At 43.5% G+C, this 13,585-nt stretch carries 17 protein-coding genes; 1 reads left to right on the plus strand and 16 read right to left on the minus strand.

From position 1 onward, the window contains the following. Positions 1-116 precede the first annotated feature (116 nt). From hisIE to M2353_RS16580, 8 genes are read right to left on the minus strand one after another with little or no spacing between them, the layout of a single operon-like run. Positions 117-746, minus strand: a complete 630-nt coding sequence (gene hisIE, locus M2353_RS16545; RefSeq protein ID WP_284725744.1) for a bifunctional phosphoribosyl-AMP cyclohydrolase/phosphoribosyl-ATP diphosphatase HisIE — start codon at positions 744-746, stop codon at positions 117-119. Next, positions 743-1,501, minus strand: a complete 759-nt coding sequence (gene hisF, locus M2353_RS16550; RefSeq protein WP_035389615.1) for an imidazole glycerol phosphate synthase subunit HisF — start codon at positions 1,499-1,501, stop codon at positions 743-745. The genes hisIE and hisF overlap by 4 nt, the downstream gene beginning before the upstream one ends. After that, the gene (gene hisA / locus M2353_RS16555; RefSeq protein ID WP_284725745.1) at positions 1,498-2,235 is read right to left on the minus strand and encodes a 1-(5-phosphoribosyl)-5-[(5-phosphoribosylamino)methylideneamino]imidazole-4-carboxamide isomerase; all 738 of its coding nucleotides are present in this window, start codon (positions 2,233-2,235) and stop codon (positions 1,498-1,500) included. The genes hisF and hisA overlap by 4 nt, the downstream gene beginning before the upstream one ends. Then, positions 2,232-2,870, minus strand: coding sequence for an imidazole glycerol phosphate synthase subunit HisH (gene hisH / locus M2353_RS16560; protein WP_041091643.1), 639 nt, complete (start codon positions 2,868-2,870; stop codon positions 2,232-2,234). Before hisH ends, hisA begins: the two co-directional genes overlap by 4 nt. Further along, complete coding sequence (gene hisB, locus M2353_RS16565; RefSeq protein WP_017368110.1) at positions 2,870-3,454, minus strand: imidazoleglycerol-phosphate dehydratase HisB; 585 nt, start codon at positions 3,452-3,454, stop codon at positions 2,870-2,872. Before hisB ends, hisH begins: the two co-directional genes overlap by 1 nt. Continuing rightward, complete coding sequence (gene hisD, locus M2353_RS16570; protein ID WP_056702874.1) at positions 3,451-4,740, minus strand: histidinol dehydrogenase; 1,290 nt, start codon at positions 4,738-4,740, stop codon at positions 3,451-3,453. The genes hisB and hisD overlap by 4 nt, the downstream gene beginning before the upstream one ends. After that, positions 4,737-5,384, minus strand: coding sequence for an ATP phosphoribosyltransferase (hisG, locus tag M2353_RS16575; protein ID WP_007500071.1), 648 nt, complete (start codon positions 5,382-5,384; stop codon positions 4,737-4,739). Before hisG ends, hisD begins: the two co-directional genes overlap by 4 nt. Then, the gene (locus M2353_RS16580) at positions 5,377-6,552 is read right to left on the minus strand and encodes an ATP phosphoribosyltransferase regulatory subunit (protein WP_017368113.1); all 1,176 of its coding nucleotides are present in this window, start codon (positions 6,550-6,552) and stop codon (positions 5,377-5,379) included. Before M2353_RS16580 ends, hisG begins: the two co-directional genes overlap by 8 nt. A 233-nt stretch (positions 6,553-6,785) precedes the next feature. On the opposite strand from M2353_RS16580, the gene M2353_RS16585 reads away from it, so the two are divergent. Then, positions 6,786-7,577, plus strand: coding sequence for a C39 family peptidase (locus tag M2353_RS16585; protein WP_017368114.1), 792 nt, complete (start codon positions 6,786-6,788; stop codon positions 7,575-7,577). Positions 7,578-7,655: 78 nt separating this feature from the next. Here M2353_RS16585 and M2353_RS16590 read toward each other — a convergent pair whose 3' ends face one another. From M2353_RS16590 to hprK, 8 genes are all read right to left on the minus strand, one after another. Next, complete coding sequence (locus M2353_RS16590; protein ID WP_284725746.1) at positions 7,656-8,288, minus strand: DsbA family protein; 633 nt, start codon at positions 8,286-8,288, stop codon at positions 7,656-7,658. Between the two features lie 56 nt (positions 8,289-8,344). Then, positions 8,345-8,986: an NAD(P)-dependent oxidoreductase gene (locus M2353_RS16595; protein WP_284725747.1), complete on the minus strand. Its 642-nt coding sequence runs from the start codon at positions 8,984-8,986 to the stop codon at positions 8,345-8,347. Positions 8,987-9,073: 87 nt separating this feature from the next. Further along, the gene (locus tag M2353_RS16600; protein ID WP_024719891.1) at positions 9,074-9,502 is read right to left on the minus strand and encodes an Rrf2 family transcriptional regulator; all 429 of its coding nucleotides are present in this window, start codon (positions 9,500-9,502) and stop codon (positions 9,074-9,076) included. Between the two features lie 69 nt (positions 9,503-9,571). Then, on the minus strand, positions 9,572-10,090 hold the full coding sequence (locus tag M2353_RS16605) for an acyltransferase (RefSeq protein WP_017368116.1): 519 nt from the start codon (positions 10,088-10,090) through the stop codon (positions 9,572-9,574). A 1-nt stretch (position 10,091) separates the two neighbouring features. Beyond that, the gene (gene ppaX / locus M2353_RS16610) at positions 10,092-10,742 is read right to left on the minus strand and encodes a pyrophosphatase PpaX (RefSeq protein ID WP_017357895.1); all 651 of its coding nucleotides are present in this window, start codon (positions 10,740-10,742) and stop codon (positions 10,092-10,094) included. Next, a complete protein-coding gene (locus M2353_RS16615) occupies positions 10,739-11,683 on the minus strand; it encodes a nucleoside recognition domain-containing protein (RefSeq protein ID WP_041091638.1) in 945 nt (314 codons plus the stop codon). Before M2353_RS16615 ends, ppaX begins: the two co-directional genes overlap by 4 nt. 16 nt (positions 11,684-11,699) lie before the next feature. Beyond that, complete coding sequence (gene lgt / locus M2353_RS16620) at positions 11,700-12,524, minus strand: prolipoprotein diacylglyceryl transferase (RefSeq protein ID WP_041091637.1); 825 nt, start codon at positions 12,522-12,524, stop codon at positions 11,700-11,702. A gap of 11 nt (positions 12,525-12,535) precedes the next feature. Next, a complete protein-coding gene (gene hprK, locus M2353_RS16625) occupies positions 12,536-13,468 on the minus strand; it encodes an HPr(Ser) kinase/phosphatase (protein ID WP_003212943.1) in 933 nt (310 codons plus the stop codon). Positions 13,469-13,585: the final 117 nt, after the last annotated feature.

Genomic DNA, 13,585 nt, shown 5'->3' on the forward strand with positions numbered 1-13,585 from the left:
TCGAACAGTGTACCGTGTGTAGTATAACATACTTCATGAGTCGTCACATAGAACAAAAGGAAAGGAAGGATTTGTTTTTCATTTAAAAGCAAAAAGCCGGGGATACCCCCAGCTTTTCATTCCCCTTGATGGCGCTTTTTCAATACCTTTAATACATCATCAAGAGGCAGCTGCTGTTCACGTAATAACACAAGAAGGTGATACAGGAGATCTGCTGTTTCCCATTTCAATTCTTCTTGATCACGGTTCTTCGCCGCAATGATCACTTCAGAAGCTTCTTCCCCTACCTTTTTCAGGATTTTGTCGACTCCTTTTTCAAAAAGATAGGTCGTATAAGCTCCTTCTGGCATTTCCATCTGCCGTTTCGCAATGACCTGTTCCAGTTCATTTAAAATGGCAAAGCGGTCTTGTTCTCCCCTTTGCTGTTTCACGCAATCTTCTGAAAAACAGCTATAGCTGCCTGTATGGCAGGCTGGGCCGCTTGGTGTCACTAGAACAAGCAGGGCATCTTGATCACAGTCATAGTGAATAGATGTAACACGCTGGGTGTGTCCAGATGTGGCTCCTTTGTGCCAAAGCTCATTTCTCGACCGGCTAAAAAACCATGTTTCCCCTGTCTCTAATGTTTTTTCATAGGATTCTTGATTCATATACGCCAAAGTAAGAACTTCCTTGCTTTGAGCATCCTGTACAATGGCAGGAATGAGACCTGCATCATTAAAGGTTAATTCGTTTGCCTGTTTCATCTTACCTTCACCCCGTGTTCTCTCAAATATGTCTTCACTTCTTGAATGGAGGTTTCTTTATAATGGAAAATAGAGGCTGCGAGTGCGGCATCAGCTTCACCTTTTGTAAAAGCCTCCAGCATATGCTGCGCATTGCCAGCACCTCCTGAAGCAATAACTGGCACTGTGACTGCTTCTGATACAAGCCTCGTCAAACGATGCTCAAAGCCCGTTTTCTCACCATCGGCATCCATGCTAGTCAGCAAGATCTCGCCTGCTCCTCTTCGCACGGCTTCTTTCGCCCAGTCACTCACTTCTAAATCCGTTTGACGGCGTCCTCCGTGCGTATAGACCATGTATGCTTGTTTCTCTTCATCGTATTTCGCGTCAATCGCAACAACTATGCACTGTGAACCAAAAAAGTCGGCTCCTTCTGTTATTAGCTCCGGTCTTAAAACAGCCGCTGTGTTCACAGATACCTTGTCTGCCCCCGCTCTTAATATACGCTTCATATCATCAAGGTGGTTAATCCCGCCGCCCACCGTGAATGGGATAGCGAGAGTGGATGCCACTTGTTTGACCACATCCACCATTGTTTTTCGGCCTTCATGAGAGGCAGATATATCAAGAAAGACGAGTTCATCCGCACCTTCCTCGTCATAGATCTGCGCTAATTCGACCGGATCACCAGCATCCTTCAACCCTAGAAATTGGATCCCTTTGACCACACGCCCTTCCTTTACATCAAGACATGGAATGATTCGTTTTGTCATCATATGCTGTCAAGCCCTTCAAACGCTTCAGCTAAAGTAAATTGCTTTGTGTACAGCGCCTTGCCAATGATTGCACCAGACACACCTGTCTGCTTTTGTGCTGACAGCTTTTGCAGATCACTCACTGCACTGACACCACCTGAGGCAATGACTTGTTTGCCAGTTGCTTCTGCTAATCGAACCGTACTTTCCACATTTGGACCAGACAGCATGCCATCCATTTGAATATCAGTGAAAATAAAGACCTCTGCGCCTTCCTTTGCCAGTTCCTTACCGAGTTCCTCCGCCTTCACTTCCGACGTTTCAAGCCACCCTTCAGTCGATACAAAACCGTTTCGTGCATCAATGCCAATGGCAATTTTCTCTCCATATTGCGCCAGCATTTTTTTCACAAAAACCGGGTTTGACACCGCTGAACTGCCAAGAATGACTCTCGATACGCCATTGTTTAAATAAAATGCAACATCTTCATCTGTCCGAATGCCGCCGCCAATTTGGACATTCACATCTAATGAGGAAGCAATCGCCAGCACATGCTCGTGATTCACGCGTTTTCCTGCTTTTGCGCCATCTAAATCAACGAGATGTATCCATTTCGCTCCTTCATTTGCAAACCGTCTCGCCATGTCTAACGGTGAATCTCCATAAATGGTTTCTTGGTCATAGTCTCCTTGCACAAGTCGTACACATTTGCCATTTCTCATATCAATTGCTGGATATAATGTAAAATCACTCATTTGCTCACCCTCTGTTCGTTTGCTAATTGAATAAACTGTTTCAGCAGTGCCATTCCTGTTGTACTGCTTTTTTCAGGGTGAAACTGCGTGCCAAACACATTCCCCTTTCCAACAATGGCAGGTACTTGAACGCCATAGGGCGCACTTGCCAATAGATCTTCTGGATTCATGCCGCTCACATAATAAGAGTGAACAAAGTATGCAAATCCTTCCGGCACACCGTCAAATAATGGTGACGGCTGATGAAATGTGAGCTCATTCCAGCCCATATGAGGCACCTTCAGCCTTTGTCCATCCTGATCACGATCCTTCAAAAGAACGACACGTCCTTTTAAAAGGCCTAACCCTTTTGTTTTTCCTGCTTCTTCACTTTCTTCAAACAACAACTGCATGCCAAGGCAAATGCCAAATAACAGCTTTCCTTCCTGCACGACTTGGTGGATAAACGCCTCAAGTCCTGTCTGTCTTAACAGCTGCATCGCATCACGAAACGAACCGACGCCTGGCAAAATGTACGCATCTGCCTTTTTCAGCTCCTCTACTTCAGAAGACACGATATAAGAAGCCCCTGCTCGTTCCAGTGCTTTTGATACGCTAAACAAATTTCCCATTCCATAGTCAATGACGCCAATCATTAGAGCATCCCCTTTGTCGACGGAATCCCTTTCACACGCGGATCAATGGTTGTTGCTTCATCTAAGGCGCGTGCCATCGCTTTAAAAATGGCTTCAATCATATGGTGGGTATTGGTTCCATAGTGAACGATCACATGAAGATTGATTCGTGCTTCAAGGGCAAATTTCCAAAGAAACTCATGAACCAGCTCCGTATCAAAGGTGCCGACCTTCTGACTAGGGAAATCGGCTCTCATTTCCAAATGAGGACGATTGCTTAAATCCACGACGACTTGGGCGAGTGTTTCATCCATTGGAACAAAACTAGAGCCGTAGCGCTTAATTCCTTTCTTATCACCGAGCGCTTCTTTAAACATCTGCCCAAGCACGATGCCAATATCTTCTGTTGTGTGGTGATCATCGACATCTGTGTCTCCTTTTGCATCTACAGTTAAGTTAAAGTGCCCGTGCTTCGTGAATAAGTCGAGCATATGCGTCATAAAAGGGACATCTGTTTGAATATCTGCTTTTCCTTCACCATCAATCTCTAGCGCTAACGAAATGTTCGTTTCATTTGTCTGTCTCGCTGTTTCCGCCTGTCTCATTTTGATTCCTCCCGCTTTCTCGCTTCAATCGATCTTGCATGTGCTTCAAGCCCTTCTAATCTTGCAAAAGCTGCAATGCTTTCGCTATGTGTTTCAAAAGCTTCTTTGCTATATGAAATGATGCTCGTTTTCTTTTGGAAATCCGTGACGCCAAGCGGACTGGAGAATCTTGCTGTCCCGTTTGTTGGCAGCACATGGTTCGGTCCTGCGAAGTAATCCCCTACCGGCTCTGGGCTGTAACGCCCTAAGAAAATCGCTCCAGCATGCTTGATTTGACCAAGTAGTGATGCTGGATACGCCGTCAGCACTTCTAAATGCTCTGGGGCTAACTGGTTCACGATATCAACTGCACGATCCAAGGATTCTGTCACGTAAATATGGCCATGGTCTTGAATGGATTGTGCTGCAATTGATTTCCTTGGCAAAGTATCCAGCTGCGCTTGCACCTCTGCTTGCACTGCTTCAGCCAATCCTTTAGATGGTGTCACCAAAATACTAGATGCCAACGCATCATGCTCTGCCTGTGAAAGCAAATCAGCTGCCACCTCATGTGCAGTTGCCGTTTCATCTGCTAAGACAGCAATTTCACTTGGGCCCGCAATCATATCAATGTCTACTTGACCAAATACTTCCCGTTTGGCAAGTGCTACATAAATGTTTCCTGGACCGGTGATTTTATCAACAGGCTGGATACTGTCCGTTCCATATGCAAGAGCAGCTATCGCCTGAGCACCACCCATTTTGTACATTTCTGAAATGCCCAGCTCCTTCGCTGCTACTAGTACAGCGTCAGACAGACGACCGTCTTTTCCTGGCGGTGTCACAAGGACAATTCGCTCAACGCCGGCAACAAGTGCCGGGATCACATTCATTAAAACAGATGATGGATAGGCGGCCGTTCCGCCTGGGACATATACACCGACCGCATCGAGCGGTGTTACTTTCTGACCTAGCATTGAGCCGTCCTTTTGGTGATAAAACCAAGAGGAGGTTAGCTGACGCTCGTGGTATGTTCGAATATTCCGGATCGCCGTTTGGATGATTTGGATCATCTCCGGGTCCAAACGTTCGTAGGCTTTTGTCTTTTCATCCTCCGTCACAAGTGGTTGTTCAATAGAGACACCGTCAAATTGCTTCGTGAAAGACCGTACCGCTTCGTCACCATTTTTTCTCACTTCTTCGATTATTCGCTGAACAGCCAATCGCTGCTCTTCCGTTCCTGTATCTAGAGAACGCTTGAGTGAGAGAGTGTCTGTCTCACCTTCTTGTATGTAGGTGATGTTCATGATGTTTCCTCCCCTTCTCCTTCGATGATTCTTGCCAGACGCTGCGCCATTTCATCGATTACCGCATCCTTCATTCGATAGCTCACAGGATTGACAATAAAACGTGACGTAATGTCACAAATATGTTCCGTTTCGACAAGTCCATTTTCCTTAAGTGTTTGACCGGTGGAGACAATGTCAACAATTCGATCGGCAAGTCCGATGAGCGGTGCTAATTCAATGGAACCATTTAGCTTAATGATCTCCACCTGCTCACCTTGTTCTCTAAAATAAGAAGAAGCGACATTTGGGTACTTTGTAGCCACACGCGGTGCGACACCGCCCCAGCTGGCTCCCGGCAACCCCGCTACAGCTAAATGACATTTGCTAATGTTTAAATCGAGCACTTCGTACACATCCCGTGCTTCTTCAAGCATGACGTCTTTCCCTGCAATGCCCACATCTGCTACACCGTGCTCTACATATGTCGTCACATCCATTGGCTTCGCTAAAATAAAGCGGAGATTTTCTTCCGGTACATCAATGATTAATTTTCTTGAATCTTCGAATTCCTCCGGCAGTTGATATCCAGCCTGTCTTAATAGCCCTGCTGCTTCTTCAAATATCCGCCCCTTTGGCATTGCCATTGTCAACACTTTACCCATTTTGCTCTTCCTTTCTAGCGCCGATAAAATAAGTCACTTGCTCAAATGCCTTGGTCATGGCATCGATATTTTCAATACCTGCTAAGTCTTGGAGAACAATCCTTTTGCCCTTTGTCCGCTCTTTTTCTGCAAAATCAAATGCTTCAAGCCGCTGTTCTTTACTAAAAATCACAGCCTCTTGGGGCTCATTTATTTCTTTTGCGTCGAGCGCCTCAAGAAGACGGTCTAATCGAAGTCCGAAGCCTGTAGCGGGTGCGGGTGCATCAAAGTGAGCAAGCAATTGATCATACCTTCCTCCACTTCCGATCACAGACCCAACATGATCTGCAAATACTTCAAACAAAATCCCCGTATAGTAGCTCATATGACTGACCATGCTTAAATCCAAACGGATATATTCTGTACAGCCGTAATCTTCAAGTGTCTCCCACAGCGCCTTTAACTCCGCAAGCACTTCTTTGCCCTCTTGTGACACCACAATTTCTTCAGCCTGCTGGGTCACTTCTTGACCGCCGCGCAGCTCTAAAAGCTGGAGCAGCCTTGTTTTGTCGATGGATGAGAGCGGCAATTGTTTAACATGCTGCCTATATCCCACATAATTCTTTTCATATAAAAATCGGCGCAATACGTTCGCCCGCTCTGTATTCCCTAGTACATCTAAAAACAAGGTCTCTGCCAAAGCCACATGCCCGATCGCAATTTTGAAGGATTGAAGTCCAGCATTTTTTAATGCAAACACGACAAGCGCTATGACTTCAGCATCTGCACTAATCGAACCATCACCGATCAATTCAATACCGACCTGCTCAAATTCAGAAGGTCTTCCGCCTTCTCTTTCCTGTGCCCGAAACACGTTGGCTGCATAACCGACTCGAAGCGGATACGCCTGTTCGTGAAGCTTTGAAGCCGCCACTCTCGCAATTGGTCCCGTCATATCAGGTCTAAGCACAAGGGTTTGACCATTTTGATCAAGAAGCTTAAACAGCTGCGTATCTGTAATCGCCGATTGAACACCGACTGTATCGTAAAATTCAAGCGTTGGCGTTTCCATTAAACGATAACCCCAACCATTCATGACCTCTGTTAAAGAATGCCTAACTCTTTTCTTCGTCTCATACAATCCTGGTAATGAATCTCGCATACCATATGGTTTTTCAAACATGAACATGTTCTTCCGCACCTCCAACACATTAAAACAAAAAATTCCGAATCCTTTAGTTCGCTAATATGATAATATGCTAACAAAATAAAGTGATTAAATCAATCATTTTTATTTTCCCCTTTTTTTCCTTAATCATTTGTTCATATATTACATTAAAATGACACCTAATCCTTTTTGATCTCTTTACTTAAGGAACATGCTATAATACTTAAAAATATTGAATAACACAGGAGATTACAGTGAAATTCATCCAGACATTAATCTTAACTTTGTTGTGCGCATGTCTTGTTTATTTCGGCTTTATTTTCATTTCACAATTCGACCAAGTCAAAAAAACAACGTCACCGCAAGAAGCCAAAGAAAAAGAAAATGATACCGCACTAGCAGCAGAAGAAACACGTTCTACGAAAAAAACAGAAACAACACATTCTAGTTTAAAAGGAAATAAAAAAGCCATGGACGTCATCCTCTTTAATCAAATGGATGCACCAAAGCTTTATAACGGATGCGAAGTCACGAGCTTAGCCATGCTTCTTCATTACAGCGGCTATGAGCATATAACGAAAAACGCATTGGCAAACGAGATTAAGCGTGTCCCGCTCAATTATGAGAATGGCTTAAAAGGAGACCCTCATGACGGGTTTGTAGGCGATATGGAGAATGGGCCAGGTCTTGGTGTGTACCACGAACCCATTTATCAGCTTGCGAAAAAATATGTAGGTAATCAAGCCGTTGACTTAACCGGCAAGCCAGTCAAAAAGGCCATCTATCAATCACTTGAAAAAGGTTATCCTGTCTGGGTCATTACCACTTCGACCTTTGCCAAAACAGATAACATTGAAACATGGAATACACCAAATGGGAAAATAGATATCAGCTTTAATATGCACAGCGTGGTCATCACTGGCTACGACAAAGATCACGTCTACTTAAATAACCCCTACGGAGAGAAGAATCAAAAAGTCGATCGTGAACAGTTTGAGGATTCTTGGAAACAGATGGGCAGCCAGGCGATTATCATTAAAGCATAAACCACTTCTCCCATTGAAGAGAATTCACACATGCATCAAAAACATCCTCCATACGAATGGAGGATGTTTTTGAATGATTTATTTTGTTAGTATTTCCTTCAGACGGTCTTCAAGCTTTTCAGCCGTCATCGCACCTCCACCAAGGCTGATGTATTCATCCCCTTTTTTTAGTAAAAGTGTAGGATAGCCATTCACGTTCAATTGCTGAACCTTTGCAAAATCGGCATACGCATCATTGATCGTTTCTGTCTCCTTCATTCGTTCAACTAATACATCAGGGTCAAGTTGGTGTTTCATAGCGATATCTCTATAAGTTTCTTCATCATTTAGGCTTTTTCCGTCTTGATAAAAGGCCTTTTGCATAGATGAAGCCAAATACAATGCACGCTCTGGTGCGATGGATCTTAATGCAGAAAATCCAATTGCAGCAGCCTCAGAGTCTAAAATGAATGTTCCGTTTTCTAGCAACTCTTCGTAACGGTCTCCAAATTCGACACCTTTCAGCTGACTGATACGCTCATTTGCTTCTGAAATGTGTGGATAATTCTTTATCGGTAGACGACGCTCTCCTACAAATAAACCGCCCGATACAAGTGTCAGTGGTATCTCAGGGTGATTTTCGTGTAAAGCACGGATGCTGTTGGAAAATCCATAACACCAGCCACAATACGCATCCCATACATAGATGAAAGATTTTTCTTGATCATTCATAAGACAGACTCCTCACTCATCGTTTTTTAGCGACAATGAAACGCATGTTATTCTACTTATTCTGCTTCAGAAACCACAGTAAATCGTTCTCCAACATGAGCAGCTTTTTCTATCTCATCGACAAGTGCAACGGCGTAGTCAGCATAACTCACATAGCTGTCACCCTTTGAATTGACGATAAGATGGTCTTTGCCTTTCACATAAGCACCTGTCCGTTTGCCTGCTGGATTAAAGAAGGCTGCTGGACTTAAAAATGTCCATTTTAATCCTTCGGTCTTTTGAAGATCTATTAAATTTTCTCCTTGGTGTGAAGCAGTAGCAAAGTATTCCTTTGGAAACTCCGGTGTGTCCATCAGTCTAGTTGTTTTGGCCTCATCTACAAATAAACTTCCAGCACCTCCCACAACGATTAAACGCGTTTCTGGTGTCTCTTTCAAGAGATGAATGAGTTTTTTCCCTGCTTCTACATGAAGGTGCTCTTGTCCTGCTGGCGCACCAAATGCGTTTACGATCACATCAAAACCTTTGACGTCTCCTGCCTCTAAGTGAAAAACATCCTTTTCTAAAACAGCTGCTGATGAATTGGTCACTTTTTGTGCATCTCGAACGATTGCCGTTACTTCGTGCCCTCTCGATTGAGCTTCTTTTAAAATGTGTTGTCCTGCTTTACCTGTTGCGCCAATGATTCCAATGTTCATGTAAATTCCTCCTACAATATATTGTTATTTTGATCACTTAAGATGTAACCGCGACAGTTACAACAGAGGTAAAAAAAATTGAATAGATCATCCAATTTTTTTGATTAAAACCTGCGTTAGTTCACTTAATTTGATCTCAGCAAGCACTTGCTCCATCGCACTTTGAGCACGGCACAAAATTAATTCTAGTACAGCTTGAATATTTGCACCGATCGGACAGTCAGGGTTTGGGCTTTCATGAATTTGAAACAACTCTCCCTCATCCACAACTTCAACCGCTTTATACACATCGAGCAGTGTCATGTCATCTTCACTGCGATTCAATTGAGAACCGCCTTTGCCAAGACTCGTTGAGATTAGGCCTGCTTTTTTGAGCTTACTCATGATACGGCGAATCACCACTGGATTTGTATTGACACTTCCTGCGATATCCTCCGATGTCTGTAAAGAACCTTTTTCAAGTGATAGCAAGGCCAGAATATGGACAGCGACAGTAAATCTGCTGCTGATTTTCATGTTTTCTCACCTCTGTTGTAATCATTATAGTTACACCATATTAGAATTTCAACAAAAAAGTCTGCCGAGCTACTCAGCAGACGTAGATTGACGTGCTTCCATTTCCTCTTTCGTATAAATCATCCGCATTGGATTTCCTCCAACAAAGGAGCCTGCCGGAACATCTTTGTTCACAAGAGTTCCTGCCGATACAATCGCACCATCACCAATTGTCACTCCAGGTAGAATCGTTGAATTTGCCCCAATTAACACTTCATCACCAATATAGACTTCCCCAAGCCTATACTCTTTAATCAAATACTCATGGGACAGAATGGTTGTGTTATAACCAATCACACTATTTCGGCCGACAGTGATTTTCTCAGGAAACATGAGATCGACCATCACCATTAAAGCAAACGCCGTATCCTCCCCGACTTTCATCCGAAGGAAGGTGCGATAAATCCAATTTTTCATTCCCATAAAAGGCGTATACCTTGCCATTTGAATAAAGATAAAGTTTTTCACAACCTTGAGAAAGGGGACCGTCCGATAGACTTGTCTAAGCGAATTGACCCCTTTGACAGGATAACGATCTGTTTTTCTCAACTTAATCAGCTCCAACAATCGCCAAGAGATCACTCATTTTCTGCAGCATATAATCTGGGCGATGCTTTAACAGGGCTTCTTCTCCCTTAATAGACCAAGCAACACCTGCTGTTTTCGTCCCTGCCGCTTGACCAGATAAAATGTCGTGATAATTATCACCAACCATGATCGCCTCATGCGGATCACTGCCGAGCTTGGATAATGCCAGTTGAACTGGTTCTGGATGCGGCTTTTCATTTTGTACATCATCAAGTGTGACAATGACCTCAAAAAATGGCTCCAATCCAGTCAGCTTTAATCCCATTAAGACCGTATCACGGATTTTTGTTGTAACAATACCAAGCTTAAACCCTCGATCCTGGAGGATTTTCAACGTGTCTAACACCGTCTCGTACTCCGTCACAAGCAGGTCATGCTGTTCATGATTAAACGTTCGATACATCTGGATCATGTCATCTGTCAGATTCGGATCCATTGCAGAGAATGTATCAAATAATGATGGACCAATGAAATGAAGGATATCCTCACGGCTGTATTGACCAGGGTAATAATGATCAAGCGTATGCTGAAATGAAGCAATAATTAATTCATTTGTATTGATTAATGTGCCATCTAAATCAAATAGCACTGTGTTAATAGTTGATTGGTTCATATAGCTTCCTTTCTAACAGCTGCATGTTCCCGCCTCCGCCAAATATAGCTGATGGCAGCTGTCAATAAAATAGCAGAAATAAGGCGAATAAGAAGAAGCGGCCAGACTGGAATACCTAAAGGAATGAAAATCAGTGTATCTTCGACCACCGCATGACACGCCACAAGGAAAATGAAAGCAAGCGTTAAATCCTTTTTGCTGACACCGTCCTCTTCCACTGCTTTCATCATGACGCCTGCCCCGTAGGCAAGACCAATGGTCAAACCAGCCACCATCGTCATAGACGTATTTTCTTTCATTCCAAGCATTCTCGTAAAAGGAGACAGCCACTTAGACAGCGTATGGAGCCACCCTAAGTCTCTCATGAATTGAATGATGATCATGAGAGGAATGACAATACAAGCCAGCTGCAGCACACCAAGAACAGCTTTCTGTAAAGCAAGAAGTACGATCATATACCAGCTAGAAGGCACATCAGCCGACTGAGCAGCTGTCAGCAAACCATATTGCGCCGGCTCCTCGCCTCCCTGCCAAACGAGGTGAATGACAATTGCTGACACGACGGCAAGACTGATTCTGACTAGCAAAATGACAGACACCCGCAGCCCAACCTTCGCCGCCACTGTTGATTCGATGATCAAGTTGTGACAAAAAGAGAGCATGACCGCTAAAATGAACACTTCCTTCACAGGCAGCTCTAATGTCAAGATGCCTGCAATACCCGCATACAAGTTCAGCATATTTCCTAAAACAAGCGGAATGGCCGCTTCCCCTGAAAGACCAAACAGACCCATAAATGGACGGATGAATTGTATAATCCAATCCATCACAGGTGTATGCTGCAAGATACTAACGAGAATGGTAACCGGAAAAATGACTTTTCCAAGTGTCCAAGTTGTCGATAACCCTGCTTTCAAGCCGTTTTTCCATGTCTCCCCCATCTCTTATCCCCCTTGCTTAATTTGATGAGTTGTTCTCTTTATACGGTATAGATGCATATCCCTTGATTCTTCTAAACACAATCAGCAAAACAGCCACTGCAAATATGGCAATTGAAATCATCTGTGCAATTCGAAGGTGCTCAGTCAGCATTAAGCTGTCTGTTCTCATTCCTTCAATGAAGAAACGACCGATTGAATACCAGATTAAATAAGACAAGAACATTTCGCCTCGACGCAATGATGTTCTACGTAATAAGATTAATATCAAAACGCCTGCGATATTCCATAATGATTCATATAAGAACGTAGGGTGATAGTAGGTCCCGTCAATGTACATCTGATTAATAATAAACTCAGGCAGGTGCAAATTTTCTAAAAAGGCTCTTGAAACAGCCTCACCATGCGCTTCCTGATTAATAAAGTTCCCCCAGCGCCCGATGGCTTGCCCTAGTAAAATACTAGGCGCTGCGACATCGGCGATTTTCCAAAAGGACACCTTTCTCACTTTAGTAAAGACAATCGCTGTCAGCACTGCTCCTATCAGTCCACCATGTATGGCAATTCCGCCATTCCAAATCTTGATGATTTCACTTGGGTGCTGCTGATAATAATCCCATTCAAAGGATACATAATAAATTCGTGCACAAATAATAGCGATAGGAATGGCAAATAAGATGAGATCAATAAACATATCTTTATTGATGCCTCTTTTTTCACACTCCCTTAATGCGAGCCAGAGTCCAAGCAGCGCTCCGACCCCAATAATCACACCATACCAATGAACCGAAATAGGTCCGAGCTGAAAAGCAATCGGATCAATTGGTTGAATTGCTTCATTCATATAGACAGCTCCTATTCATCCTGGCCATTGTCTTCAATGACATCGGCAAGTTTACTTGTAAATTGTTCCGCTGCATTATGTCCCATTCGTTTCAATCTGAAGTTCATTGCAGCTACCTCGATGATGACCGCTAAATTTCGTCCCGGACGTACAGGGATGGTCAGCTTTGGTACATCTGTATCGATGATCCGCATTTTTTCTTCCTCAAGTCCTAAACGGTCATACTGTTTGCCTTGTTCCCAAAGCTCAAGGTTCATAACAATCGTAATTCTCTTATAGCTTCTGACAGCGCCCGCTCCAAATAAGGTCATCACATTAATAATGCCTAATCCACGGATTTCTAGAAGGTGCTCAATCAGCTCTGGTGCGCTTCCAACTAACGTATCCTGATCCTCTTGCCTAATTTCCACGCAATCGTCTGCAACCAGCCTGTGTCCTCTCTTCACTAATTCTAAAGCCGTTTCACTTTTACCTACGCCACTTTTTCCAATTAACAGCACACCTACACCATATACATCTACGAGTACGCCATGAATCGCAGTCGTTGGTGCAAGCTTGCTTTCTAAGAAGTTCGTTAATCGACTCGAAAGTCTTGTCGTTTTTAAGCTTGAGCGTAAAACCGGCACTCCATTTTCGTTTGATGCTTCGATCAATTCCTTTGGTACTTCACGATCTCGTGACAAAATGATGGCAGGGGTAATATCTGTACAAAGAGACATCATTCTCTGCTTTCGTTCGCGTTCTGGGAGCTGTTCAAAAAAAGAAAGCTCTGTCTTCCCTAAAAGTTGAACTCTTTCTTTTGGGTAATATGTAAAATATCCAGCCATTTCAATACCTGGTCTGGAAAGATCACTGATTGTAATGGGACGATTAATCCCTTCTTCCCCACTTACCAGTTCAAGATGAAATTGTTCCATTATGTCCTTCGTACGAACTTTCGGCACGCTTCTTCCTCCTTTTATCGCAGGCGTTTCAGAAATACAGCTCTATTTTATCACTTTCAATGATGAACCCAAAATAGTATTTTATCCTGATCCTGTTTCATCACATTTACTGGTATA

The organism is Bacillus aerius (assembly GCF_029894105.1).
Taxonomy (GTDB): domain Bacteria; phylum Bacillota; class Bacilli; order Bacillales; family Bacillaceae; genus Bacillus; species Bacillus altitudinis.

Excerpts from the sequence above, each read along its gene's own strand:
- hisA (WP_284725745.1), bottom strand. The coding sequence starts at position 2,235 with ATGAGTGATTTTACATTATATCCAGCAATTGATATGAGAAATGGCAAA.
- hisIE (WP_284725744.1), bottom strand. The coding sequence starts at position 746 with ATGAAACAGGCAAACGAATTAACCTTTAATGATGCAGGTCTCATTCCT.
- M2353_RS16590 (WP_284725746.1), bottom strand. The coding sequence starts at position 8,288 with ATGAATGATCAAGAAAAATCTTTCATCTATGTATGGGATGCGTATTGT.
- M2353_RS16595 (WP_284725747.1), bottom strand. The coding sequence starts at position 8,986 with ATGAACATTGGAATCATTGGCGCAACAGGTAAAGCAGGACAACACATT.
- M2353_RS16600 (WP_024719891.1), bottom strand. The coding sequence starts at position 9,502 with ATGAAAATCAGCAGCAGATTTACTGTCGCTGTCCATATTCTGGCCTTG.
- M2353_RS16580 (WP_017368113.1), bottom strand. The coding sequence starts at position 6,552 with ATGTTCATGTTTGAAAAACCATATGGTATGCGAGATTCATTACCAGGA.
- hisF (WP_035389615.1), bottom strand. The coding sequence starts at position 1,501 with ATGATGACAAAACGAATCATTCCATGTCTTGATGTAAAGGAAGGGCGT.
- M2353_RS16615 (WP_041091638.1), bottom strand. The coding sequence starts at position 11,683 with ATGGGGGAGACATGGAAAAACGGCTTGAAAGCAGGGTTATCGACAACT.
- hisH (WP_041091643.1), bottom strand. The coding sequence starts at position 2,870 with ATGATTGGCGTCATTGACTATGGAATGGGAAATTTGTTTAGCGTATCA.
- hisD (WP_056702874.1), bottom strand. The coding sequence starts at position 4,740 with ATGAACATCACCTACATACAAGAAGGTGAGACAGACACTCTCTCACTC.
- hisG (WP_007500071.1), bottom strand. The coding sequence starts at position 5,384 with ATGGGTAAAGTGTTGACAATGGCAATGCCAAAGGGGCGGATATTTGAA.
- ppaX (WP_017357895.1), bottom strand. The coding sequence starts at position 10,742 with ATGAACCAATCAACTATTAACACAGTGCTATTTGATTTAGATGGCACA.
- lgt (WP_041091637.1), bottom strand. The coding sequence starts at position 12,524 with ATGAATGAAGCAATTCAACCAATTGATCCGATTGCTTTTCAGCTCGGA.
- hisB (WP_017368110.1), bottom strand. The coding sequence starts at position 3,454 with ATGAGACAGGCGGAAACAGCGAGACAGACAAATGAAACGAACATTTCG.